The sequence below is a fragment of the Vibrio sp. NH-UV-68 genome, from assembly GCF_042940635.1.
Lineage (GTDB): Bacteria > Pseudomonadota > Gammaproteobacteria > Enterobacterales > Vibrionaceae > Vibrio > Vibrio pacinii.
On record NZ_CP134975.1, the window covers coordinates 875,858 to 899,602 of the forward strand.

The 23,745-nt window shown below is 47.9% G+C and carries 20 protein-coding genes; 17 read left to right on the forward strand and 3 right to left on the reverse strand.

The genetic code is table 11. The annotated features are described in order from the left end of the window. Positions 1-144 precede the first annotated feature (144 nt). The 9 genes from ViNHUV68_RS04150 to flhB are packed head-to-tail and all read left to right on the forward strand — an operon-like array spanning position 145 to position 7,682. On the forward strand, positions 145-2,169 hold the full coding sequence (locus ViNHUV68_RS04150; protein ID WP_391089479.1) for a flagellar hook-length control protein FliK: 2,025 nt from the start codon (positions 145-147) through the stop codon (positions 2,167-2,169). Positions 2,170-2,203: 34 nt separating this feature from the next. Then, a complete protein-coding gene (fliL, locus tag ViNHUV68_RS04155) occupies positions 2,204-2,704 on the forward strand; it encodes a flagellar basal body-associated protein FliL (protein WP_038177079.1) in 501 nt (166 codons plus the stop codon). Between the two features lie 7 nt (positions 2,705-2,711). Next, a complete protein-coding gene (gene fliM, locus ViNHUV68_RS04160; RefSeq protein ID WP_038177078.1) occupies positions 2,712-3,761 on the forward strand; it encodes a flagellar motor switch protein FliM in 1,050 nt (349 codons plus the stop codon). Between the two features lie 20 nt (positions 3,762-3,781). After that, entirely contained in the window at positions 3,782-4,192 is a 411-nt protein-coding gene (fliN, locus tag ViNHUV68_RS04165; RefSeq protein ID WP_038177077.1) for a flagellar motor switch protein FliN, read from the forward strand. Between the two features lie 13 nt (positions 4,193-4,205). Next, positions 4,206-4,610, forward strand: a complete 405-nt coding sequence (gene fliO / locus ViNHUV68_RS04170) for a flagellar biosynthetic protein FliO (protein WP_038177076.1) — start codon at positions 4,206-4,208, stop codon at positions 4,608-4,610. Continuing rightward, complete coding sequence (gene fliP, locus ViNHUV68_RS04175; RefSeq protein ID WP_391089482.1) at positions 4,594-5,469, forward strand: flagellar type III secretion system pore protein FliP; 876 nt, start codon at positions 4,594-4,596, stop codon at positions 5,467-5,469. Before fliO ends, fliP begins: the two co-directional genes overlap by 17 nt. Positions 5,470-5,482: 13 nt before the next feature. Then, on the forward strand, positions 5,483-5,752 hold the full coding sequence (gene fliQ / locus ViNHUV68_RS04180; RefSeq protein WP_038177074.1) for a flagellar biosynthesis protein FliQ: 270 nt from the start codon (positions 5,483-5,485) through the stop codon (positions 5,750-5,752). Positions 5,753-5,760: 8 nt separating this feature from the next. After that, on the forward strand, positions 5,761-6,543 hold the full coding sequence (gene fliR / locus ViNHUV68_RS04185) for a flagellar biosynthetic protein FliR (protein WP_038177072.1): 783 nt from the start codon (positions 5,761-5,763) through the stop codon (positions 6,541-6,543). Between the two features lie 8 nt (positions 6,544-6,551). Then, positions 6,552-7,682, forward strand: a complete 1,131-nt coding sequence (gene flhB, locus ViNHUV68_RS04190; RefSeq protein WP_038177071.1) for a flagellar biosynthesis protein FlhB — start codon at positions 6,552-6,554, stop codon at positions 7,680-7,682. A 24-nt stretch (positions 7,683-7,706) separates the two neighbouring features. Here the strand turns inward: flhB and smrB are convergent, their stop codons facing one another. Further along, positions 7,707-8,237 carry an endonuclease SmrB gene (smrB, locus tag ViNHUV68_RS04195; RefSeq protein ID WP_038177070.1) on the reverse strand — a complete coding sequence of 177 codons (531 nt, stop codon included), beginning with the start codon at positions 8,235-8,237 and terminating at the stop codon, positions 7,707-7,709. Positions 8,238-8,300: 63 nt separating this feature from the next. Here smrB and prmB point away from each other — a divergent pair, with 63 nt between their 5' ends. Beyond that, the gene (gene prmB / locus ViNHUV68_RS04200) at positions 8,301-9,233 is read left to right on the forward strand and encodes a 50S ribosomal protein L3 N(5)-glutamine methyltransferase (protein WP_391089485.1); all 933 of its coding nucleotides are present in this window, start codon (positions 8,301-8,303) and stop codon (positions 9,231-9,233) included. Positions 9,234-9,429: 196 nt separating this feature from the next. Beyond that, complete coding sequence (gene aroC, locus ViNHUV68_RS04205) at positions 9,430-10,515, forward strand: chorismate synthase (protein WP_038177068.1); 1,086 nt, start codon at positions 9,430-9,432, stop codon at positions 10,513-10,515. Positions 10,516-10,568: 53 nt separating this feature from the next. On the opposite strand, the gene ViNHUV68_RS04210 is transcribed toward aroC, so the two are convergent. Continuing rightward, positions 10,569-11,192 (reverse strand): TRIC cation channel family protein, encoded by a 624-nt coding sequence (locus tag ViNHUV68_RS04210; RefSeq protein ID WP_391089487.1) that lies wholly within the window; start codon positions 11,190-11,192, stop codon positions 10,569-10,571. 219 nt (positions 11,193-11,411) lie between these two features. Here ViNHUV68_RS04210 and ViNHUV68_RS04215 point away from each other — a divergent pair, with 219 nt between their 5' ends. Next, a complete protein-coding gene (locus ViNHUV68_RS04215; protein WP_038177064.1) occupies positions 11,412-11,942 on the forward strand; it encodes an elongation factor P hydroxylase in 531 nt (176 codons plus the stop codon). Between the two features lie 170 nt (positions 11,943-12,112). Then, complete coding sequence (locus ViNHUV68_RS04220; protein ID WP_038177062.1) at positions 12,113-12,376, forward strand: YfcL family protein; 264 nt, start codon at positions 12,113-12,115, stop codon at positions 12,374-12,376. A 59-nt stretch (positions 12,377-12,435) separates the two neighbouring features. On the opposite strand, the gene mnmC is transcribed toward ViNHUV68_RS04220, so the two are convergent. Next, positions 12,436-14,451: a bifunctional tRNA (5-methylaminomethyl-2-thiouridine)(34)-methyltransferase MnmD/FAD-dependent 5-carboxymethylaminomethyl-2-thiouridine(34) oxidoreductase MnmC gene (gene mnmC, locus ViNHUV68_RS04225; protein ID WP_391089489.1), complete on the reverse strand. Its 2,016-nt coding sequence runs from the start codon at positions 14,449-14,451 to the stop codon at positions 12,436-12,438. Between the two features lie 128 nt (positions 14,452-14,579). Between mnmC and fabB the strand changes: the two genes are divergently transcribed. The 4 genes from fabB to ViNHUV68_RS04245 all read left to right on the forward strand — a co-directional run bounded on the left by fabB (position 14,580) and on the right by ViNHUV68_RS04245 (position 23,693). Beyond that, complete coding sequence (fabB, locus tag ViNHUV68_RS04230; protein ID WP_038177059.1) at positions 14,580-15,791, forward strand: beta-ketoacyl-ACP synthase I; 1,212 nt, start codon at positions 14,580-14,582, stop codon at positions 15,789-15,791. Between the two features lie 251 nt (positions 15,792-16,042). Continuing rightward, positions 16,043-17,176 (forward strand): DUF3410 domain-containing protein, encoded by a 1,134-nt coding sequence (locus ViNHUV68_RS04235; protein WP_391089491.1) that lies wholly within the window; start codon positions 16,043-16,045, stop codon positions 17,174-17,176. Further along, positions 17,173-18,186, forward strand: coding sequence for an aspartate-semialdehyde dehydrogenase (locus ViNHUV68_RS04240; RefSeq protein ID WP_391089493.1), 1,014 nt, complete (start codon positions 17,173-17,175; stop codon positions 18,184-18,186). The genes ViNHUV68_RS04235 and ViNHUV68_RS04240 overlap by 4 nt, the downstream gene beginning before the upstream one ends. A 203-nt stretch (positions 18,187-18,389) precedes the next feature. Then, positions 18,390-23,693 (forward strand): FimV/HubP family polar landmark protein, encoded by a 5,304-nt coding sequence (locus ViNHUV68_RS04245; RefSeq protein WP_391089495.1) that lies wholly within the window; start codon positions 18,390-18,392, stop codon positions 23,691-23,693. Positions 23,694-23,745: the final 52 nt, after the last annotated feature.

Consider the following 23,745-nt stretch of genomic DNA (forward strand, 5'->3'; position numbering starts at 1 on the left):
TTTCTTACAAAGCGTTATTTGCAGTCATTGGATTGTATCTAACAGAAACGACATAGCACGCAATAGAAATCAACAGCGTTGGTTATTAGCCGCGTCTCCGCCATCTATCGCCTAACAGTGCGTATTACAGTGAGTGAAGCTCGTATGAATATTAACTTGTCATCGGTATCTGACAGCCAAAAAGTGACCCAGTCCAACCCCGAGGGTGGTGAAGCGGCGACGGAAGCTTCTGAGTCAGGTGGTTTTTTTGCCAAGCTTACGGCGCTAATCAAAGGCGAAACGGGTAAGGAAGTCAGTGGTGAGAAAGCCACGTCCGTCACGTCTGACGTCGATATTGAAGTGACCGGAGAAGGCGAAGTCGAGCCCGAAGCAGCTAAGCAAGCCAGTGGTAACCAATCAACTGATAGCTTACTTGAAGAGAGCGAGGCCGAAGCGCTCGAAAGCAATGAGGCTAAAGCTGTTAGCAAAGGTGGTGAATCGTCACCCGCGCCTGATGCATCGAAAATTGTTTCTGACAGTGATCAAGTATTGCAGCGCTTAGATGAATCGAATAAAGCGTTACCACTAAAAGACGGCAAAGAGTTGCCACAACAACCGAGAGTGCTTGCAGAAGATAGTGCCAAGTCGGTTTCGAGTGAGCAATTAACAGATGATAAGTCAGCAGGCAGTGAGAATACTCAGACTAGCACAACCCTTTCGGACACTAAGCTTGGCGCGGGAGCAGAGCAAAAGTTGACGCCTAAAGAAGCTGAAGCGTTAATAGTTAATAGTCAACAGAACGTGAGCGAGACACCAAGCGCTGAAAGCGACCAGCCAGTGATTCCACCATCGGCGCAGCGTTTTATTCAGCAAAGTCAAAGTGAGAGCGAATCTTCAGCGTCGCAACCGCTGACGGAACAAGCGATCGTTGCCGCCGCTGCCATCAAACACAATCAGAGTGAAAACCAAGCCATTGACGCGCAGTCGCAAAAATTAGCCGCCGCTTCAGCGCAGCAACGTAGTAGCGCAGTGGATGAGCCCAAAATGGTTGTCACTCAAGGCGAACATGCCATTATTGAGGAGCAGCTTGGTGAAGAGGCCGCCGCCGTGGCACTGACTGCGGCAGCGACAGCTAGCCTTGCCACTGGAGGCGCTACAACGTCAACGGTTGCAACTCAGGCTGGTGAAGAGGCTGCTGAAGCCGTGTTGGCGCCAGTCACAGCGACCATTGGCAGCATTAAGATCGAAGGCCAAGAGCTGGCTGATGCCTCCCCAGATGTTACCTCAGCCACCGTGTCTGCGGCGATACCATGGGGGGCTTCTGAGCAAGTCATCACTGATGAAGGTAAAGTCAAACTTGAACACCAACCAAAATCGCAACAAGCGGCAGTAGCGCAATCAGTCCATCAGGCGTTGGTTAATCAGCAGTCGCAAGCGCAAATGGTCCAACAAGCTCAGCAAGCATCAAATACTCAAGTTACTTCAATGTCTAATGAATTGGCCGCGAGCCAGTTACAACAACTTGCTGCAGCAACCACGACACCAATAAACCAAGACCAAGCGTTATTAAAAGCGGCGTTGGGTGCTAAGGCGGTAGGCACGCTCGGTAAATTAGCCTCAGGGAGCAAAGAGGGAGCGCAGCCAGGCAGTGAAAATAGCAGTAGTGGTTTTGCTCAACAACTCTCTCAGGCCGCAGGCCAGCAAGGGATGAACTCACTGACTCAAGCACGTGCAGAGCAAGCGGCGCAAGCTCCGCTACAACTCAGTCGAGATCTCGCGGGTGAGCAGATGGCAGAGCGTGTACAAATGATGATGTCGAAGAACTTAAAGAACATTGATATCCGCCTTGATCCACCAGAGTTAGGTCGAATGCAGATTCGAATGAGCATGAATGGTGATGGCGCAACGGTACACTTTACCGTGGCGAATCAGCAAGCCCGAGACGTGATTGAACAATCAATGCCAAGATTGCGCGAAATGCTTGCTCAGCAAGGTGTACAATTAGGGGACAGTTCGGTTCAGCAACAAGCCTCAGGTCAGCAACAAAAGCGCTATGCTGACAGTGGGCAGGGGAATTCTGCTCAAGGAGGCAGCGGTCGTGGCTTCCAAGGTGAGGAAAACCTTGAACCAGACATCAATCTTGATTTGAATGTCGCGGCAAAGCGTGATGGAATTAGTTATTACGCTTAAACTATAAAAATGAACAAATAGAGAACGTTAAGCTATGGCAGTTGAAGAAATCGAAACAGAAGAAGCCCCCAAGGGAAAAAGCAAATTACTGATCATCATTATTGCGGTGGTGGTGTTGCTCGTCGGTGGTGGTGGCGCTGCCTTTTTCTTGCTCGGGTCGGATGACGCGTCGCAAGGCGCCCAAACTGCGTCACAACAATCGGCGACACCGATCGATCCTGTGGCGTATGTAAATATTCCGCAGCCGTTTCTGTTTAACGTTGCTGGCGATAATAAAGATCGCTTAGTCCAGATTAAAGTGCAGCTCATGGTGCGAGGCAGTGAAAATGAAAACTTGGCCCGTTACCACTCGCCATTGATTGAAAGTTCGTTACTGAGCACGTTTGCTTCGGCTAGTGTTGATCAGTTAAGAACCGCCAATGGTCGTGTTGAATTGCGTGACAAGGCGACAGACGACATAAAATCCAGCTTGAATCGTGCCGTTGGTCAACCAGTGATCGAACGTGTTTTGTTTACTGATTTTGTAATGCAATAGGTGACCTGTGACTGATCTACTAAGCCAAGACGAAATCGATGCGCTTTTGCATGGTGTCGATGATGTCGATGAGGTAGAAGATGATGATGTTGGCACGGACACCAGTGCCGTTGAGTTTGACTTCTCGTCCCAAGACCGCATTGTCCGTGGTCGGATGCCAACGCTCGAGCTTATCAACGAGCGTTTCGCACGTCATTTACGCATCAGCTTATTCAATATGCTGCGAAAAACCGCCGAAGTATCGATTAACGGCGTACAGATGATGAAGTTTGGTGAGTACCAAAATACGCTCTACGTACCAACTAGTTTGAATATGGTGCGCTTTCGACCGTTAAAAGGAACCGCCCTTGTCACGATGGAGGCGCGTTTGGTCTTTATCTTGGTGGAAAACTTCTTTGGTGGTGATGGTCGGTTCCACGCCCGTATCGAGGGGCGTGAATTTACCCCAACGGAACGTCGAATCGTACAGTTGCTACTAAAAATTGTATTTGAAGATTATAAAGAAGCTTGGTCTCCGGTGATGGGGGTTGAGTTTGAATACTTAGACTCTGAAGTCAACCCGAGTATGGCCAACATTGTTAGCCCGACAGAGGTTATTGTTGTCAGCTCATTCCACATCGAAGTCGATGGGGGAGGTGGCGACTTTCACGTGGTGATGCCTTATTCGATGGTTGAACCAATTCGTGAACTGTTGGATGCCGGTGTTCAATCAGACAAGATGGAAACCGACGTTCGTTGGAGTTCGGCGCTACGTGAGGAAATCATGGATGTGCCAGTTAACTTCCGCGTCGATTTACTTGAACAAGATATTTCGTTACGTGATTTGATGGAATTGCGCCCGGGAGACATTATTCCGATTAATATGCCAGAGCATGCGGTAATGTTTGTCGAAGAGCTGCCGACCTACCGAGTGAAAATGGGTCGTTCGGGAGAAAAGCTCGCAGTGCAAGTTTCTGAAAAGATTAAGCGTCCCGATGTCGTTAAAACCGATATTGCTTTCCTCGGTAAAGACGTCATTTCTGACCTCGAAGACGATGAAGGTGATATGGATGAATAAAACAAAAATAGGTAACTGGTATGGAACCGAGTGACGACCAAAAATTAGCGGATGAATGGGCTGCGGCTCTTGGCGAAGACCCATCAGCGCCAGAGATTGATGTTGATGAAGTGATGTCGGCGCAACTTGATGAATTAAAAGACACTGGATCGCCAATTACTGATGATGAGCGTCGTAAACTTGATACGATTTTGGATATCCCGGTCACCATTTCGATGGAAGTGGGTCGTTCGCAAATTAGTATCCGTAACTTACTACAACTTAACCAAGGTTCAGTGGTCGAGCTTGAGCGTTTAGCGGGTGAGTCGCTTGACGTGTTGGTCAATGGAACCTTGATTGCTCACGGTGAAGTGGTGGTGGTCAACGATAAGTTTGGTATTCGTCTTACTGATGTGATCAGTCAAACTGAGCGGATTAAGAAACTCAGATAAAATAAGGTTTTGTATGACTTTAAAAGTTAGGAAGTACTTACCTTTAGCGCTTTTCCTACTTTCACCAACCGCAATGGCTACCTCGACAGGTAGCCAGTTAGACTGGGCGACCACTTTTGGGTCGCTCTTGTTCGTTATTGCCTTTATTTTGTTTTTGGCTTGGTTACTTAAGCGGATGCGCGTGCCAGCTTTGATCAACCAGAAAGGGCTACATGTTGTTCGTCAAATGCCCGTTGGGCATCGAGAAAGAATCATGATTGTCCAGGCGGGAGAAGAGCAGTTCTTAGTTGGTGTCACTGCCCAGTCGATTCAACTGATTTCAAAGCTGGAAAAACCACTGTCTCAGGAGGAGCTGGCTGCCAGTCCGTTTTCAAGTCAACTGACTCAGCTGTTAAAGAAGAATGATAAAAACCACTAATTTTGTAACGCTGTTGCTAGCGTTAGCCTTCGTTCTGTTTGCAACCATGTCATCGGCGCAGCAAGAGCTAGAGACGCCAGTTCCGGCAAATATTGCTCCGGCTGATTCGGTAACGGTGGCGGCGATGGAGCGTGATCAGGGCGCATCAAGAACCACGTCGAGCAGTGTTGTTGCTGGCAGTGGATCGGGTATTCCTGCGTTTACCATGACAACCAATCCAGACGGCACCGAAGATTACTCGATTAATCTGCAGATCTTAGCGCTCATGACCATGCTCGGCTTTTTGCCTGCCATGGTCATTTTGATGACGTCATTTACACGTATTGTGGTGGTGATGTCGATATTGCGCCAAGCGATGGGTTTACAACAGACGCCATCTAATCAGGTCATTATCGGTATCGCCATTTTCTTAACCTTTTTCATCATGTCGCCGGTCCTGAACAAAATCAACGATGACGCAATCCAGCCCTACATCAACGAGCAAATAAGCGCTAGGCAGGCCTTTGATGTTGCTCAAGTACCAATGAAAGACTTTATGCTCAAGCAGACTCGAGTCAAAGACCTCGAGACCTTTGTCAATATTTCTGGCTCAACCGCAACCGCACCAGAAGATGTCTCAATGGCGGTATTAATTCCTGCTTTTATCACCTCTGAGCTAAAAACGGCTTTCCAGATTGGCTTTATGTTGTTCTTACCGTTTTTGATTATCGATTTGGTGGTTGCCTCGGTTCTGATGGCGATGGGTATGATGATGTTGTCGCCGATGATCGTTTCTCTGCCTTTTAAACTAATGTTGTTTGTTCTGGTTGATGGTTGGAACTTAATCTTGTCGACCTTAGCCGGCAGCTTTGCCTTGTGACGGGAGAAAATCTATGACTCCTGAGATGTTTGTCGAGCTGTTTCGTGAAGCACTGTGGATGGTGCTTATCATGGTCTGCGCGATTATTATTCCCAGTTTAATGATCGGTCTAGTGGTGGCGATTTTCCAAGCCGCTACCTCGATCAACGAACAAACGCTAAGTTTCTTGCCACGTTTAATTGTCACCTTACTGGCGTTAATGATGTTTGGTCACTGGATGACACAAATGTTGATGGAATTTTTCTTTAGCATGGTCGAACGCTTACCTCAGGTTCTCTATTAGGTCTTATTATGGAGTATCCTGCTAGCATTGTACTCGATTGGATTGCCAACTACTTTTGGCCATATACACGCATCGCGGCGATGTTAATGGTTATGTCGGTGACGGGCGCGCGTTTTGTTTCAACCCGAGTGCGACTCTATTTAGGTTTAGCAATTACCTTTGCGGTCATGCCTGCTATTCCTGCGGTACCCGACACCATTGAGCTGCTCTCTTTTGCAGGTTTCATGACCTTGCTTGAGCAGGTAATCATTGGCGTTGCGATGGGGACCGTCACCCAATTTATGATCCAAACTTTTGTTATCCTTGGTCAAATACTCGGTATGCAAGCGAGCTTGGGTTTTGCCTCGATGGTCGACCCAGCTAATGGCCAGAATACGCCTTTGCTCGGTCAATTGTTTATGTTCTTGGCGACGATGTTTTTTCTTGCCACCGACGGCCATCTAAAAATGATCATGCTGGTGGTGATGAGTTTCAAATCGCTACCGATTGGTTCGGGCTCGCTAACAACTGTCGATTTTCGTGAGTTAGCGCTTTGGCTTGGAATTATGTTTAAAGTCGCGCTCAGTATGTCGTTATCCGGCATTATCGCGCTACTGACGATAAACCTTTCTTTTGGTGTGATGACTCGTGCAGCGCCGCAGTTAAATATTTTCTCACTCGGTTTCGCGTTTGCGCTTATGGTTGGCTTGCTGATTTGTTGGTACATCATTAGTGGTCTATATAGTCATTATGAGCTGTTTTGGGTTCAAGGCGAGCAACAGATTTGCCGCTTAATCAGGCTTAACTGCTAGGAGGCGCAATGGCAGAGTCAGATGGTCAAGAACGTACCGAAGACGCGACGCCCAAGCGCTTGCAACAGGCTCGTGAAAAAGGGCAGGTTGCAAGGTCTAAGGAACTCGCGTCGGTGTCGGTATTAGTGGTCGGTTCCATCGCATTAATGTGGTTTGGTGAGGGGCTGGCACGCGCACTTTTTGACGCGATGGGACGGCTATTTAGTCTGTCGCGTGAGGAAATCTTTGATCAAGTTAAGTTGTATGATATTGCTCTCGGCTCGTTAGGCAGCTTACTGTTACCGCTGCTACTGATTCTGATCACTTTGTTTGTTGCGGCTTTGGTTGGGGCTGCGGGCGTGGGTGGCGTTAGCTTTTCAGCGCAAGCGGCGATGCCTAAATGGTCGAAGATGAACCCACTTAGTGGCCTCAAACGTATGGTGGGGTTGCAAAGTTGGGTCGAACTGCTTAAATCGATACTAAAAGTTGCCTTGGTGTCGGGCATGGCGTTCTATTTGATCAATGCTGCTAAAGAAGATCTGTTTCAGCTCAGCATGGATGTCTATCCGCAAAACATTTTCCACGCCCTTGATATTTTGCTCGACTTTATTTTATTGATTAGTTGTACCTTGTTGATTGTTGCCGCAATCGATATTCCATTTCAGATTTGGCAACACGCCGATCAGTTAAAAATGACCAAACAAGAGCTCAAAGACGAATACAAAGAGACCGAAGGTAAGCCTGAAGTCAAAGGGCGTATCCGCATGTTGCAACGTGAAGCTGCGCAGCGCCGCATGATGGCGGAAGTCCCACAAGCCGACGTGATTGTAACCAACCCAGAGCACTTTTCGGTCGCCCTTCGTTATAAACAAGACAGTGATCGTGCGCCGATTGTGGTCGCCAAAGGCACTGATCATATGGCACTTAAAATCCGTGAAGTTGCTCGTGAACACGATATCTACATCGTTCCGGCGCCGCCATTAGCTCGAGCGCTATACCACTCCACTGAGCTCGAACAAGAGATTCCAGATGGCCTCTTTACTGCCGTCGCACAGATTCTTGCGTATGTTTTCCAGCTTAAGCAATATCGTAAGCGCGGTGGACAACGGCCAAATCTGAAAACGTCAGATCTACCGATTCCTCCAGATTTTCGCAGTTAGATTATTACCTGTCTGGTTGGTGCTTTATTTGTCTGGAATAGACAGTAAAACCAATAAAGCACCGTTGCCACCATATTCTAACGGCGCTTGGTGAAAGGCCATTACATCAGGGTGTTGGGCCAGCCATAGTGGCGCTTTTTGCTTAAGGATGTGTTTGCCAATGCCGTGCTGTACGCACGCACAACTGACTTCGTTTTTAATGCAGTAAGCGATCATTGCCCCGAGTTCACGCTTGGCTTCTTGCTGAGTCATGCCGTGCATATCTAAAAACACATCCGGAACATAAACACCGCGACGTAGACGTTTGACTTCATAATGAGAGACACCGTCGCGCGCATAACGTGTTGGCCCATCTTGGCTGAGCAATGGCACAAACTCATCAGAAAAATAGAACTCTGTATCGCTTGCTTCACGGGCGTCGCGGCGAATTTCTTTTTGCTTACTGTTTCTTTTTGGCTGTCGGACTATGGTATCCTGTGCCAACTTTTTAACGCCTTGTACTGCATCCCTAAACAGGGCGAAGTCATCATTCATCTCGGTGTCTTTTTTGCTCATGGGATTATTCATTAATATTGAACAATATAATAAGCAGTATTGTAGCGCTTTTCGGAGGCAATTTTGGATAAGATTTTTGTAGAAGAAGCAGTTTCAGAACTTCACACGCTTCAAGATATGATTCGTTGGACCGTGAGCCGTTTCAACGCCGCGAACCTTTTTTACGGCCATGGTACGGATAATTCTTGGGATGAAGCCGTTCAGCTGGTACTGCCAACGCTATACCTTCCAATCGATGTGCCTCCACATGTATTGAATTCTCGTCTGACAACCAGCGAGCGTATGCGTATTGTTGAGCGCGTTGTTAAGCGTATTAATGATCGTACCCCCGTGGCTTACTTGACCAACCGCGCTTGGTTTTGCGGTCTTGAGTTTTTTGTCGATGAGCGTGTTTTGGTGCCACGTTCACCGATTGGTGAAATGATTCAAGCCGAATTCCAACCTTGGCTAGTCGAAGAACCAACACGAATTATGGATCTTTGTACCGGTAGTGGCTGTATTGCGATTGCTTGTGCTTACGCGTTCCCTGATGCAGAGGTGGACGCGATTGATATCTCTACCGACGCACTGCAAGTTGCCGAGCAAAATGTTCAAGACCACGGAATGGAACAGCAAGTTTTCCCTATTCGTTCTGATCTGTTCCGTGATCTACCGAAAGAGAAATACAACCTGATCGTATCGAACCCACCTTATGTGGATCAAGAAGATATGAACAGTTTGCCCGACGAGTTCACTCATGAACCTGAACTCGGTTTGGCGGCAGGTACGGATGGTCTGAAACTGGTACGCCGTATTTTAGCCAATGCTGCGGATTATCTGACTGACAACGGTATTCTAATTTGTGAAGTGGGTAACTCTATGGTGCATATGATAGAGCAGTACCCACAGATTCCATTTACTTGGATTGAGTTTGAAAATGGCGGGCATGGCGTATTCATGTTGACCCGAGAGCAGCTGATTGAATATAAAGATGAGTTCTCTTTGTATGTAGACTAATCACAACGTCTCTCAATGCGCAGATAATCGCCAAGCCCGACTCGATGTTGGGCTTGGCTTTTTTATGCGAGTAAAATGGTGTTTAGGGGTTTACATCAAACCGCAATAAAGCGACTATGAATTTACCAATAATTGAAGTGTAAAGCTCTGTATACATGTGATAGGTATGCTTGAGCGAACAAAGTTTGAGGAAGTAATGGCAGGAAACAGTATCGGACAACATTTTCGGGTGACGACATTCGGAGAGAGTCATGGTATCGCACTAGGATGTATTGTCGACGGATGTCCTCCGGGTCTTGAGATCACCGCTGAAGATATTCAAATCGATCTTGATCGCCGTCGTCCGGGTACTTCTCGTTATACCACTGCGCGTCGCGAACCCGATGAGGTAAAAATTCTCTCAGGGGTATTCGAAGGGAAAACCACCGGAACTTCTATTGGATTGTTGATTGAAAATACCGATCAACGTTCAAAAGACTACTCAGAAATAAAAGATAAATTCCGTCCAGGTCATGCTGACTACACCTATCATCAGAAGTATGGTGTCCGTGATTATCGAGGTGGTGGCCGTTCTTCTGCTCGCGAAACGGCGATGCGCGTTGCTGCGGGGTCGATTGCTAAGAAATACCTCAAGCAAGAGTTTGGCGTTGAAATTCGCGCTTATTTGTCACAAATGGGCGACGTAGCGATCGATAAAGTTGATTGGAATGAGATTGAAAATAACCCGTTTTTCTGTCCAGATGTCGACAAAGTGGACGCCTTTGATCAACTGATTCGTGACTTGAAAAAGCAAGGTGATTCAGTTGGCGCTAAACTGCAAGTGGTGGCGACTAAAGTACCTGTCGGTTTAGGTGAGCCTGTATTCGATCGCCTGGATGCCGATATTGCTCATGCATTGATGAGTATTAACGCCGTTAAAGGCGTTGAAATTGGTGATGGGTTTGATGTTGTGAGCCAGAAAGGTAGCCAACATCGTGATGAACTGACACCAGATGGTTTCGCTAGCAATCACGCTGGTGGTATTTTGGGTGGCATTTCAACCGGCCAAGATATTGTGGCTAACATTGCGTTAAAGCCAACATCCAGCATCACTGTGCCAGGTGCCACCATTACTCGACAAGGTGAGTCAACTCAACTGATCACAAAAGGTCGCCACGACCCCTGTGTCGGTATTCGAGCGGTGCCAATTGCAGAAGCGATGCTGGCTATTGTAGTGCTTGATCATTTGTTGCGTCATCGTGGTCAAAACCATGGCGTGACAACAGAAACACCGCACATTTAATCGTAATCGGTGATGTAAAATCAAACGGCTTCCCATCGGAAGCCGTTTTGCATTTAGTGAACGGAACTTTCTGCCTCTAACTGGAACGAAGGAAGTCGCCATTTGAAGCGCACGGCGGCCATGCGCAGTAGATAGCCGAAGATCAGCGTTGAAACCGTCGCGGTTACATCGTTGATACCTAGCTCTAGCAAAGCTAAGTAAAGCCCTGACGAGGCAAGTGCGACCGAAGCGTATAGCTCTTGATGAAGCACTAACGGCGCCTGACGACAAATTAGATCGCGCAGCAGACCACCGAATACTCCTGTCACTAAAGCTGACACCATACAAATAAGCGCATGGTGGCCCATTGCCATCGCAATTTTGGTGCCGATGATACTAAAGACGATCAGGCCAAGTGCATCAAGGCGAATAAATAGCCCTTTCAGTTTGATGACCCATTTTGCAAGACCAGTCGTCAGTACACCCGCGATGCACGTGATGACTAAAAACTCCGGATTCTTTACCCAGCCTAAGGGATAGTGACCGAGCAATATATCGCGCACAGTGCCGCCACCAATCGCGGTGGCACTTGCGACTAACATAACGCCAAACCAGTCCATTTTACGACGACCAGCACTTAGGGCTCCTGTCATCGCTTCCGCTGTAATACCAATAATATACAAGACACTGAGCAGCATGATGAATCCTCAAGAAACGCGTTTAACGACCCACAGGTACGACAAATTTTAAGCCGAGAGTGTAGTCGGAAATATTACCAGTGACGAATGAGATTTTGTGAAGACGAAAACGTTTGTTGGATAACAATATCTAATGTCAATGCAGCCAGTATGGATTTGCAAATGAGAGTAAAAATGCGAGAATGCCGAGCGCGATATTTCACTCTCAACGAATTGACCATGATCCACGCATATCAAGACTTAATTGGTATTTTTAATCATACCTTCTATTCGGGCTACAATACCAAGTTAGAGCTTGGTGCTGATGAGCCTATTTATCTGCCGGCTGATGACAACGTCGACCATCATCGAATTATTTTTGCTCGTGGATTTTACGCTTCGGCGTTACATGAGATCAGTCATTGGTGTGTTGCCGGGCCAGAGCGCCGTTTATTGGAAGATTTTGGCTATTGGTATCAGCCAGATGGCCGTACCGAAGCCGTCCAAGCGCAATTTGAACAGGTTGAGATTCGACCTCAAGCGTATGAGTGGATTTTATCCATGAGTGCGGGCTTTGCGTTTACGGTCAGTTGCGACAATCTCAATGGAGATTTTGAACCGGATCGTTTGGCCTTTATGACTAAGGTTCATCAAGAAGTCGGCACTATTTTAGCAAAGGGACTTCCTCTCCGCGTTGCGATGTTATCGCAGGCATTAAGGGAATATTATCAAACACCTGAGCTCGAATACTCAATGTTTGAAGTTAAGTAAAACAACAAAATTGGTTACAGTTACGCACAATACGTACGTTTATTATCTTGATGAATGACTTTGTATGATATGCATCTACCCCTTGTTGTTACAGGGTTTGCGTTGCTTTTCTTGATGTGAGAAGCTTGGCTTTCTTTTTGAGATGCAAACTGATTAGGCACTAACGCAACATGATTATTGAATTTGAAGAACAGCTACTTGAACTAATTGATGCACGGATTGAAGCCGCATCGGATGATGAGTTATTTGCAGGTGGCTATTTACGTGGTCATATCTCTCTTTCTGCTGCCGCATGTGAAGAAGAAGGCATCAATGATATCGAACAGTTTAAAGCGCGTATTCAGCACAGCTTAGATGTCGCTCGTTCGGAGCTAACGCCTGCCGATCGCACCATCGTCAATGATTTATGGTTAGAGTTAGTCAATAACGTCTAAGAACAAACAGCGTTATCGCAAAGAAAAGGGTTGCTTCGGCAACCCTTTTTTCGATTTGGTTATTGAGTGATCGCTTTGCCTTTGCGCAGTTTACGTACCCACATTCTACTTGGGTGTAGGGTTTCTAAAACATCGGTCGGCAGCGGCAGCGGGTCATTGCAAATCTGCGATGCCAATAGCTCTGCTGCGAGCGGAGCAGAGCTTAAACCCCGAGAGCCTAACCCTAGCAAGCAAAACAGGTTCGGATAGCTAGGCACTTGCTCAGCGTCTTCGGCGCGAGTCTTCTGCAGTGATTGATAGACCACTTTTGTTTTGGCCAAGTCGCCAACACTGCCGACGAAAGGCAGATGATCGCGACTGACACAACGTACTCCTTGGCGTGATTGATTCGTCGAAGTATCGACTTGTTTTGGCCATGGTTGGTTGGCAACACAGCGACGTAGTCTGTCACCATTTTCTTGCTGAGCATTGGCATCAAAATGATTATCGATGTTGTTCCTATCGTAGCTCGCACCGATACAGTGATGCTGGTTACTTGGGTTGACTGGCGTCATATAGCCATCGTAACACAGCACCGTTTTGAGCTTTTCGAGCTCGGCAGTGGTCGGAACATGGCTGACTTGGCCTTTTACTTGCCCCAGCGGAACATCAGCACACTGGGCGAGTTCGGCGAACTGATGGCCATTAGCGACAATGACCGCATCATGGACAAAGGTGTCATTGGCGCTATGCAGCGTCCAGTGTTTTTCACTTTCATTCCAGCTAAGGCGTTCAATCTTGGTCGAAAATTTGGCGCTAAACCCTTCATGTTCACTCAATGTCGAGATTAACCCTTGAGTTAACTGAGCAGGGCAGGTCCAGCCGCCAAGCGGGTAGTGGACACTGGCCATATCAAGCGGTAATCCAATTACGTTACTGGTTTGCTGGGCATCCAAACGATGAATTAACTGCGGGTCAAAATTGCCTTTCAGCATTCTGTCGAGTTTAGTTTGTGCGTCTTGATTCCACATCAGTTGGGTCACGCCACACCAATCATGATCGAACTCGACGTGCTGTGCGATTTGATCGGCAAACTGACGAGCAAACAAAAACGCCGGAGCGAATAGGCGTGATATGCCGCTATGTTCGCTGTTGAGTAATGGATACACTGCGCCTTGACGATTACCCGATGCCCCTTGGGCTGCTTGTTCATCTTGGCAGTATAGCGTGACTTTCTTTTGTCGATTTCGCAGCGCTTTGGCCAGTGCGGCACTGGCGATGCCGCCACCAATAATCGCGATCGATTCACTCGACTGACTTGCCGGGCGGTAGAACCATGGCGCGATATTGCTGTAGGCTTGTTTATCATCGAGTGAGCCAGCAATCATCTCGCGTTTGGTACCAAAGCCTTTGACCTTTTTCATACTAAAGCCTGCTTCTATCAGTCCTCGACGAACAAAGCCAGCGGCCGTGAAAGTGGCGCAAGTGCACTCTTGTTTGGCTAATTGAGCCATACCATTGAACAGATCTTGATTCCACATTTCAGGGTTTTTGCTTGGCGCGAAGCCATCTAAAAACCATGCATCGACGAAGCCCTGCTCAGTGACAGGCACCTTGGGCAGACAATCTTTAATGTCACCAAACCATAAATCTAAGGTAATGGCACCGTCTGCTAAAATAATCCGATGACACTCAGGGACGGCAATAGGGTAGTATTGCTGTAGTTTATCAGCATAGTCAGCCAACTCGGGCCACGCTTGATGCGCTTTGATCAAGTCCTCTTTACTCAGTGGGTACTTTTCAAAGCTCACGAAATGAAGCTCTTTTAGTGGCGCTTCGGGGTGTTGCTGCCTAAATTGATCAAACCATTGCCATGCAGCTAGGAAATTGAGACCGGTTCCAAACCCTGTTTCAGCGATGACAAAACGTCTATGGTCATAATGTTGCCACCTTTGTGGCAGATGATTTTGCTCAAGAAACACATAACGTGTCTCTTCGAGGCCGTTAACGTTAGAGAAATAAACGTCATCGAACTGGTCAGAAACAGGGGTACCTGCTTCATTCCAGCCTAGTTGGGCATTGGTTATCGAGGTCATAGTGTCGGATTTGTGTGTAAAGAAACGATATTATGATTGCAATTGTACGGATTTAAAGGAAAGCTGACCACTTTTCCCCGTTATCTTCGTTATCATCTAGCGGATTTTTGAATTATAGGAATGTCATAATGAAACGAGTCGTAATCACCGGTATGGGTATTGTTTCAAGTATCGGTAACAACGTCGAAGAAGTTTTAGCGTCTCTAAAAGCAGGTAAATCTGGTATTACTGCCTCTGAGCAGTTTAAAGAACACGGTCTTCGTTCACAGGTTTGGGGTGATTTAAAGATTAACCCAGCAGAGCACATTGACCGTAAACAGATGCGCTTTATGGGTGATGCGGCCGCTTATGCATACCTATCGATGCAGCAAGCGATTGAAGATGCAGGTCTGGCTGAAGACCAAGTTTCAAACGATCGCACAGGTATTGTTGCAGGCTCTGGTGGTGCATCAGCATTAAACCAAACCGTAGCAACTGATACGATGCGTGCGAAAGGGGTAAAACGTGTCGGTCCTTACATGGTGCCACGTACTATGTCTTCAACTGTCTCTGCGTGTCTGGCAACACCATTTAAAATTCGTGGCGTGAACTACTCAATGAGTTCAGCTTGTGCGACTTCTGCACACTGTATCGGCCATGCGATGGAACTTATCCAATTGGGTAAACAAGACATCGTATTTGCCGGTGGTGGTGAAGAGCTTGATTGGTCTCAAACCATGATGTTTGATGCAATGGGCGCGCTATCAACCAAATACAACGAAACCCCAGAAAAAGCATCACGCACTTATGATGCGGCTCGTGACGGTTTTGTCATCTCTGGTGGTGGCGGTATGTTAGTTGTCGAAGAGCTTGAGCATGCGCTTGCCCGTGGTGCAAAAATTTACGGCGAAATCGTTGGCTATGGCGCAACGTCTGATGGCTACGACATGGTTGCTCCTTCAGGTGAAGGCGCGGTGCGTTGTATGAAGATGGCGATGCAAAATGTTGATGGCGTTGATTACGTGAACACTCACGGTACTTCAACACCTGTCGGTGATGTTAAAGAGCTTGGTGCGATTCAAGAAGTCTTTGGTGGTAACAGCCCGGCAATTTCTGCGACGAAAGCGATGACAGGTCACGCATTAGGTGCGGCCGGTGTTCACGAAGCAATTTACTCAACCCTCATGCTAGAGAACAACTTTGTTGCCCCAAGTATTAACGTTGAAAACCTCGACGAAGCGGCGCAAGGTCTTGATATTGTGACTGAAATGCGCGATGCCGAGTTAACGACTGTTATGTCAAACAGTTTTGGCTTTGGTGGCACAAACGCCACGCTTGTGATCAAAAAATACCAAGGCTAATGGATTATGCAGTGTTCAACGAACTCTGCAGTCCCGTTTTCCAGAGCTGATTGTTCTTTAGTATTAAAGAGCAATCAAACAGACGCAGACTTTAACTCCTGGAGAGCGGGTTAAGATCCTTTTGTTCTGGACTATTGCCCGGCGCTATGTCGGGCATTTTTCTAACTGCGCTGAGCAAGGCAGATTAGTCCTCGACACCCAGTGCGCTTTTCTGCACAATCAAACCAATTCAAACTCAAGCCGATATTGTGATGAAAATCCTGATAGATGAAAACATGCCGTATGCTGAGCAGCTTTTCAGCCAGCTCGGTGAGGTGATTTTAAAATCTGGTCGTACATTAACCGCCGATGACCTTATTGATGTTGATGCGTTAATGATTCGCTCAGTAACCAAAGTGAATGCGCAACTGATATCCAAAGCCAACAAACTCAAATTTGTTGGTACCGCGACAGCGGGTATGGACCATGTTGACCAAACTTTAATGGCGCAAAAAGGCATCTATTTCACCGCGGCCCCGGGCTGCAATAAGGTCGGTGTGGCTGAATACGTATTTAGCGTGATGATGGTGTTGGCGCAGCAGCATGGGTTTTCTGTATTTGATAAAACAGTGGGCATTATCGGCGCTGGTCAGGTGGGCAGTTATCTGCAAAAGTGTTTACAAGGTATCGGCATTAAGGTGTTGATTAATGATCCACCTAAGCAAGCTCAAGGTGACAAACGAAGTTTTACTCCGCTGAATGAACTTCTTTCACAAGCGGATATTATTACTTTGCATACCCCAATCACGCGAGATGGTGAGTATCCAACCCATCACTTAGTGGACGAAAAGGTTCTGAATACGTTACGCGGTGACCAAATATTAATCAATGCGGCTCGTGGGCCGATTGTTGATAATCAGGCGTTAAAAGCTCGATTGGCGAAAAACGATGGCTTTACCGCCGCGCTCGATGTGTTTGAATTTGAACCAGAGGTTGATATGGAGCTCTTGCCTCTGCTAGCATTCGCCACCCCTCATGTTGCAGGCTATGGTCTGGAGGGTAAAGCGCGCGGGACGACGATGATATTTAATCATTACTGCGAGTTTTTAGATAAAGATTTATTTGCGCATGCCAGTGAGTTGCTACCAACTGCGCCCGTGCCACGTGTGGAACTGGATCGTAATTGGGATGAAGCAACACTGCATAATATCACGCAGCTTGTCTATGATGTGCGTAGAGACGATGCGATGTTTCGTCGTGAAATCAGTAAGCCAGGCGCCTTTGACCTGATGCGAAAAAATTACTGGGATCGCCGTGAGTACAGCGCTGTCACAATAGTGGGTGATCATACATGTCGTTTGTCGCCACTAGAAAAACTAGGTTTTCAGATTGAGGTAAGTCAATGAGCCAACAATATAATGTTGCGATTTTAGGTGCGACAGGTGCAGTCGGTGAGACGATTTTAGAAGTGCTGAAAGAGCGCGAATTTCCTGTCGGTGAACTGTTCTTGCTTGCCAGTGAGCGCAGCGAAGGTAAGGCTTACCGTTTCAACGGTAAAACTATCCAAGTACAAAGTGTTGAAGATTTCGATTGGTCGCAAGTGCACATTGCGCTGTTCTCCGCTGGTGGTGAATTGTCGGCTAAATGGGCACCTATCGCGGCGGATGAAGGCGTAATCGTGATTGATAACACTTCACAATTTCGCTACGAATTTGACATTCCATTAGTGGTTCCAGAAGTCAATCCAGAAGCGATTGGCGAATTTCGTAACCGCAATATCATCGCCAACCCGAACTGCTCAACGATTCAAATGCTGGTGGCGTTGAAACCGATTCATGATGCAGTGGGGATCGAGCGTATTAACGTCTCTACTTACCAATCTGTGTCTGGGGCGGGTAAAGCTGGTATTGATGAACTGGCGGGTCAAACGGCTAAGTTGCTCAATGGTATGCCGGCAGACACTGAACACTTCTCGCAACAGATCGCATTTAACTGTATTCCACAGATCGACCAATTCATGGAAAACGGCTACACCCGTGAAGAGATGAAAATGGTATGGGAAACGCAAAAAATCTTGAACGATCCTGGTATTACCGTTAACCCGACTTGTGTTCGCGTTCCGGTTTTCTACGGCCACGCTGAGGCCATTCACGTAGAAACCTGTGCACCAATCGATGCACAAGAAGTGACAACTCTTCTTGAGCAGACCGATGGAATACAAGTGTTCGAGAATGATGACTACCCGACCCAAGTGCGCGATGCTGGTGGCAAAGACAACGTGATGGTTGGACGCATTCGTAACGACATCAGCCATCACAGTGGCATTAACTTATGGGTGGTTGCAGACAACGTTCGTAAAGGCGCGGCAACCAACGCGGTTCAGATTGCCGAAATTCTTATTCGTGATTACTACTGATCACAACGAATGATTTAGTCTGTAGAGCCTCACCTTAGTGTGAGGCTTTTTTAATCGAATTCAGAAAAATTGTGTGAGATTAATGCGAATATGGCGTTGGACACACATTTTTTACCTCTACACCTATAGTTTTGATGGGTTTATCCGATATATTTAACAGATCATTGTATTTTTAATTAATTGAGCACATAGCTGAGCCTTATATGCGTCGACTTCTACAGCGTCTACTATTGCCTTTAGCAATGGTTGCCGTGACTCAAACATCTGTTGTTAATGCGGAGAGCATTCGCCTTAAAGGGCCGAATGGCGAAATCCAAACGGCTCCCCAATTCTCAGAGCCAGTTTCCCGCAACGCGCGTGCTACAGCAGAACCTTCTCGTTTCTACGGACCAACGACCGAACAAGAAACCTTATGGGCCATTGCGTCCAAGCTTCGACCTGCTAACTCAGTCACGGTTCAACAAACGCTTTATGCCATTTTTCAACTCAATCCTCAGGCGTTTGACAACCAAAATATTCACGAACTGATCCCGCAAAGCAATTTACGTATTCCGTCGTTAGAGCAAGTGCGTGGCGTTTCAACCCAAGACGCTGTTAACGTCATGGCAGCTCACCAGGCGCGGTTAGGAAAACAACCGGTTCAACCGACGACGACGCAAACTTTGGCACCGACTGTCAAACCACGGCCTCAATCAACGTCGTCCCAAAGCGAGACGCCAGCGCCGCAAACCATCACTCCTCCGGTGGCCAATGATCTAAAAGCGCTCGTTGATAGTGAGAAAAAGCAACAAGTTCGAACGTTGGAAAACCAATTGGAGAGCTCTGAAAGTGAATTGATGGCACTTGAAGAGAAAAACCATAAATTACGTTTAATGTTGGCGGAAGTTCAGTCTGAAGTTGATGTGTTGAAAGACGACTTGAGTGACGAAGATCGTGTTCGCCGCGAAGTTGAGAAGCTTCTCGAAGAGGAACGTCGTCGTTTGGCTGAAGAGCAAAAACTCGCACCATCAGAACTGGATAAACTTTTCTCTAACACTTGGTTGTTGGCAGCATTAGCGATTATCCCCGGCCTGTTAATTGGCTTAATGGTGGTGATGTTGCTTGGTCGCCGCTCTAAAGAGACCACTGCACCTCAAGCTCCGCAAGAGCAAGCGCCTGTTCAGCCTGTCGTGCCAATAGCACCAGAAGCACTCAATAACGATATTGACGATGACTTGTTGTTAGATGACGACCTGTTTGGTGAGTCAGATAAAGACAGTGAATTATTGTTTGGCGATGATAGCGAGTTAGATGACATCGGTGAATCCGATCAAGATGATGTCTTCGCTGGTTTAGATGATGATGATCTTGACTTCAATTTAGAGGGCGAAGATGACGATGACCCATTCGCTGGCATCGGTGATGATGGCGAGTTGGATGAAGCGTTAGCTGATGGTGACCTGAGCTCAAATGGCATCAGCGTTAATAGTGAAGATAAAGCGCTTGGCCTTGAAGAGATGGAACGTGCGCTTGATGAAGTGGTTATCGATGATAACGACGAAGAAGAGGGCTTCGACCTTTCTGATGAGGGTGGCTTCTCTCAAGATGATTTCGATTCTTTGCTTGCTGGCGATGATGATGCGGAAGATCTTGGCAGTGATGAACTGGATCAGTCTTTACTGGATGATTTGTTCAATCAAGCTCAAGACGATAGCGAAGACTCGTTCGATTTAAGTGATGACCCCAGTGAACCCATTGCCGAACCGGGTTTTGCTTCAGACAGCGATATAGATGACATTTTTGCCCAGATGGAAGCACAAGCTGATCTGGAAACGTTGGAAGCGAATGCGGTCGATGATACCGCACTACTGGATGAGCTGCTTGAGGAAGACGATGTTGAGTTCAGCTCGGATAGCACCGAACTACTTGATGAACTTCTCGAAGAGAATAAAGTCGCGGATACGCCTTCTAGTCAGCCAATCGACGATGTTTTTGATGAATTAATTGCTGCTGACGAGGAAATCGACGCGGACAGCACCGATCTGCTTGATGATGTAGTCGGTGTTGAAGATGAGGATGAGTTCGACCTTGATGCTGAGCTTGATGAGTTGCTTTCAGATAGTGTTGATATTGAACCTGACATCTCGCTTGAACAGAGCACAGATTTACTCGAAGAGGTGGTTGAAACTGACCCTGAACAAGATTTAGGTGATGACGCAACGGACTTGTTTGAAGAACTGCTTGAAATTGAAAGTCAAAGCGACGAACCCATTGCAGAGCAACCAGAGCAGGAAACACAAAAAATTGAAGATAAAGACTTTGTTAGCGAAGACTTTATCGATGATATGTTGAGCGCGGCACCAGATGGCGACCCGCTGCTCGATGAACTTGATTTAGATGACTTACAAGAAGAGACCTTTGAGCAAGAGGTTGCGCCGACAACGCAAGACTCAGATACTCAGCTTGCAGAGCCAGAGCCAGAGCCAGAGCCAGAGCCAGAGCCAGAGCCAGAGCCAGAGCCAGAGCCAGAGCCAGAGCCAGAGCCAGAGCCAGAGCCAGAGCCAGAGCCAGAGCCAGAGCCAGAGCCAGAGCCAGAGCCAGAGCCAGAGCCAGAGCTAGAGCCAGAGCCAGAAGATGATGAAGATGATGACTGGTTAAGTGCGGCGATCGATGAAGTTGAGAACCCTCAGAGCGATTCATTCGACAGTGAAGTCGATGAGCTGCCAGAGACGCCTGACGAGCAATCCTCGCAGGTGGATGAGGAGTTGGTGTCACCGCCTTTGCCTGAGAGTGATGACGATGATGAGGATGATTGGCTCCAGTCAGCAATTGATGAAGTCGAAAATGGATCCGCTGTTGATGAGCAGCCAGCTCAGGTTGAAGAGGCTGCGCAATCACCATTAGATCAGGCTCGCCCTGAATCTGGTGCGGAACAACCAACGATTGTTGAAGAAGATTTGCTTGCTCAACAAGAGCGACAAACCACACTAGAAGAGACTCCAGAGACTCCAGAGACTCCAGAGACTCCAGAGACTCCAGAGACTCCAGAGACTCCAGAGACTCCAGAGACTCCAGAGACTCCAGAGACTCCAGAGACTCCAGAGACTCCAGAGACTCCAGAGACTCCTGAAGTACCAGCCGTTGAACCGCCTCCAATGCCGGAGCCGATTGCCAATGAATTTGGTGTTCCTCAGGATGATGATTGGCTTGTTGATGATCTAGAGCAGAGCGAAGAAGACGCACTAGACGATGCCGAGCCTGCTGAACAAGCTGAAGCACCGGTGGCTGAGCAAGATGAGCCGGTAGAGCTGGATGAGCTTGAGTTGCCAGAGTATGGCGAAGAAGACGCACTCGCCGATGCCGAGCCTGCTGAACAAGCTGAAGCGCCAGTGGCTGAGCAAGACGAGTCAGTAGCGCTCGATGAGCTTGAGTTGCCAGAGTATAGCGAAGAAGACGCCCTAGCGGATGCCGAGCCTGCTGAACAAGCTGAAGCACCGGTGGCTGAGCAAGATGAGCCAGTAGAGCTGGATGAGCTTGAGTTGCCAGAGTATGGCGAAGAAGACGCCCTAGCGGATGCCGAGCCCGCTGAACAAGCTGAACAAGCTGAAGCGCCAGTGGCTGAGCAAGACGAGCCAGTAGAGCTGGATGAGCTTGAGTTGCCAGAGTATAGCGAAGAAGACGCCCTAGCGGATGCCGAGCCCGCTGAACAAGTTGAAGCGTCGGTGGCTGAGCAAGACGAGCCAGTAGAGCTCGATGAGTTTGAGTCGCCAGAGTATGGCGAAGAAGATGCACTCGCCGATGCCGAGCCTGCTGAACAAGCTGAAGCGCCGGTGGCTGAGCAAGACGAGCCAGTAGAGTTTGATGAGCTTGAGCTGCCAGAGTATGGCGAAGAAGATGCACTCGCCGATGCTGAGCCTGCTGAACAAGCTGAACAAGCTGAAGCGCCGATTGCTGAGCAAGACGAGGCAGTAGAGCTCGATGAGCTTGAGTTGCCAGAGTATGGCGAAGAAGACGCACTCGCCGATGCCGAGCCTGCTGAACAAGCTGAAGCGCCGGTGGCTGAGCAAGACGAGCCAGTAGAGCTCGATGAGCTTGAGTTGCCAGAGTATGGCGAAGAAGACGCACTCGCCGATGCCGAGCCTGCTGAACAAGCTGAAGCGCCAGTGGCTGAGCAAGACGAGTCAGTAGAGCTTGATGAGCTTGAGTTGCCAGAGTATGGCGAAGAAGACGCCCTAGCGGATGCCGAGCCTGCTGAACAAGCTGAAGCGTCAGTGGCTGAGCAAGACGAGCCAGTAGAGCTTGATGAGCTTGAGTTGCCAGAGTATGGCGAAGAGGACGCACTCGCCGATGCCGAGCCTGCTGAACAAGCTGAAGCGCCAGTGGCTGAGCAAGACGAGCCGGTCGAGCTGGATGATCTTGAGTTGCCAGAGTATGGCGAAGAAGACGCCCTAGCGGATGCCGAGCCTGCTGAACAAGCTGAAGCGCCAGTGGCTGAGCAAGACGAGCCGGTAGAGCTCGATGAGCTTGAGTTGCCAGAGTATGGCGAAGAAGACGCCCTAGCGGATGCCGAGCCTGCTGAACAAGCTGAAGCGCCGATTGCTGAGCAAGACGAGCCAGTAGAGCTCGATGAGCTTGAGTTGCCAGAGTATGGCGAAGAAGACGCTCTAGCGGATGCCGAGCCTGCTGAACAAGCTGAAGCGCCGGTGGCTGAGCAAGACGAGTCAGTAGAGTTTGATGAGCTTGAGCTGCCAGAGTATGGCGAAGAGGACGCCCTAGCGGATGCCGAACCTTCATCGGACAACGATTTGCCTGGAGATGAAGACTTTGGCTTAGATGCAATGGATCTACCAGAGCTTGAAGAGATCCCATCAGAAAGCAAGGTGAGTGCAGAGCAAATTGCTATGGCTCATCAAGAGTTTGACCAACAAGCCTTCGATGAATTGTTAGCAGAAGACGAAGTGCAGTCGAGTGGATTCTCTTTCGATGGCCCTATTGATAGTGTGACATCGGATAGTGCAGGCATGGATATTGAGGCCATGTTGGAGATGGGTGAAGATTGGAACGGTTTCAGCCTGTCTCCCGAGCAACAAGCTCAGATAAGCGATGATATTCCTGAAGATGAGCAAGCCATTTGGGCACAAGACAACTTGCCCGAGCAAGCTCAGGTGTTGAATGAGAACTGGGGCGATCAACCCGAACTTGAAGAGTTTGACCCAACACAAAGCCAATACCGCACTATTGATGAACTGATGGCCGAGGTTGAATCGGAAGAGCAGCAAGAGGTTAATGACGAACTTAAGCTCGATGTTGGCTTGAATGACTTCCCAGATGTTATTGGTGACATTGGTGATGCAACGGATATTGATGCAAACTCAGAAGCGGCTGGTAAGCTTGATTTAGCCAAAATCTATATTGAAATGAATGACTCACAAGGTGCGATAAAGCTGCTTGAAGAAGCGATTGTTGATGGCAGTGATGATATTCGTCGTGAGGCAAAAAATCTGATTGATGCGATCAACCGAGGTTGAAGCTTCATCAAGTAAACAAAGGGGCGGTTTAGCCCCTTTGTTTTTTGGTATA

Bases quoted from the DNA above. Each gene is read 5' to 3' on its own strand.
- fliR (WP_038177072.1), top strand. From the start codon at position 5,761: ATGGAGTATCCTGCTAGCATTGTACTCGATTGGATTGCCAACTACTTT.
- fliN (WP_038177077.1), top strand. From the start codon at position 3,782: ATGGAACCGAGTGACGACCAAAAATTAGCGGATGAATGGGCTGCGGCT.
- ViNHUV68_RS04240 (WP_391089493.1), top strand. From the start codon at position 17,173: ATGAGCCAACAATATAATGTTGCGATTTTAGGTGCGACAGGTGCAGTC.
- mnmC (WP_391089489.1), bottom strand. From the start codon at position 14,451: ATGACCTCGATAACCAATGCCCAACTAGGCTGGAATGAAGCAGGTACC.
- ViNHUV68_RS04235 (WP_391089491.1), top strand. From the start codon at position 16,043: ATGAAAATCCTGATAGATGAAAACATGCCGTATGCTGAGCAGCTTTTC.
- ViNHUV68_RS04220 (WP_038177062.1), top strand. From the start codon at position 12,113: ATGATTATTGAATTTGAAGAACAGCTACTTGAACTAATTGATGCACGG.
- aroC (WP_038177068.1), top strand. From the start codon at position 9,430: ATGGCAGGAAACAGTATCGGACAACATTTTCGGGTGACGACATTCGGA.
- ViNHUV68_RS04245 (WP_391089495.1), top strand. From the start codon at position 18,390: ATGCGTCGACTTCTACAGCGTCTACTATTGCCTTTAGCAATGGTTGCC.
- fliO (WP_038177076.1), top strand. From the start codon at position 4,206: ATGACTTTAAAAGTTAGGAAGTACTTACCTTTAGCGCTTTTCCTACTT.
- smrB (WP_038177070.1), bottom strand. From the start codon at position 8,237: ATGAGCAAAAAAGACACCGAGATGAATGATGACTTCGCCCTGTTTAGG.
- flhB (WP_038177071.1), top strand. From the start codon at position 6,552: ATGGCAGAGTCAGATGGTCAAGAACGTACCGAAGACGCGACGCCCAAG.
- ViNHUV68_RS04210 (WP_391089487.1), bottom strand. From the start codon at position 11,192: ATGCTGCTCAGTGTCTTGTATATTATTGGTATTACAGCGGAAGCGATG.
- ViNHUV68_RS04150 (WP_391089479.1), top strand. From the start codon at position 145: ATGAATATTAACTTGTCATCGGTATCTGACAGCCAAAAAGTGACCCAG.
- fliP (WP_391089482.1), top strand. From the start codon at position 4,594: ATGATAAAAACCACTAATTTTGTAACGCTGTTGCTAGCGTTAGCCTTC.
- fabB (WP_038177059.1), top strand. From the start codon at position 14,580: ATGAAACGAGTCGTAATCACCGGTATGGGTATTGTTTCAAGTATCGGT.
- ViNHUV68_RS04215 (WP_038177064.1), top strand. From the start codon at position 11,412: ATGATCCACGCATATCAAGACTTAATTGGTATTTTTAATCATACCTTC.
- fliL (WP_038177079.1), top strand. From the start codon at position 2,204: ATGGCAGTTGAAGAAATCGAAACAGAAGAAGCCCCCAAGGGAAAAAGC.
- fliQ (WP_038177074.1), top strand. From the start codon at position 5,483: ATGACTCCTGAGATGTTTGTCGAGCTGTTTCGTGAAGCACTGTGGATG.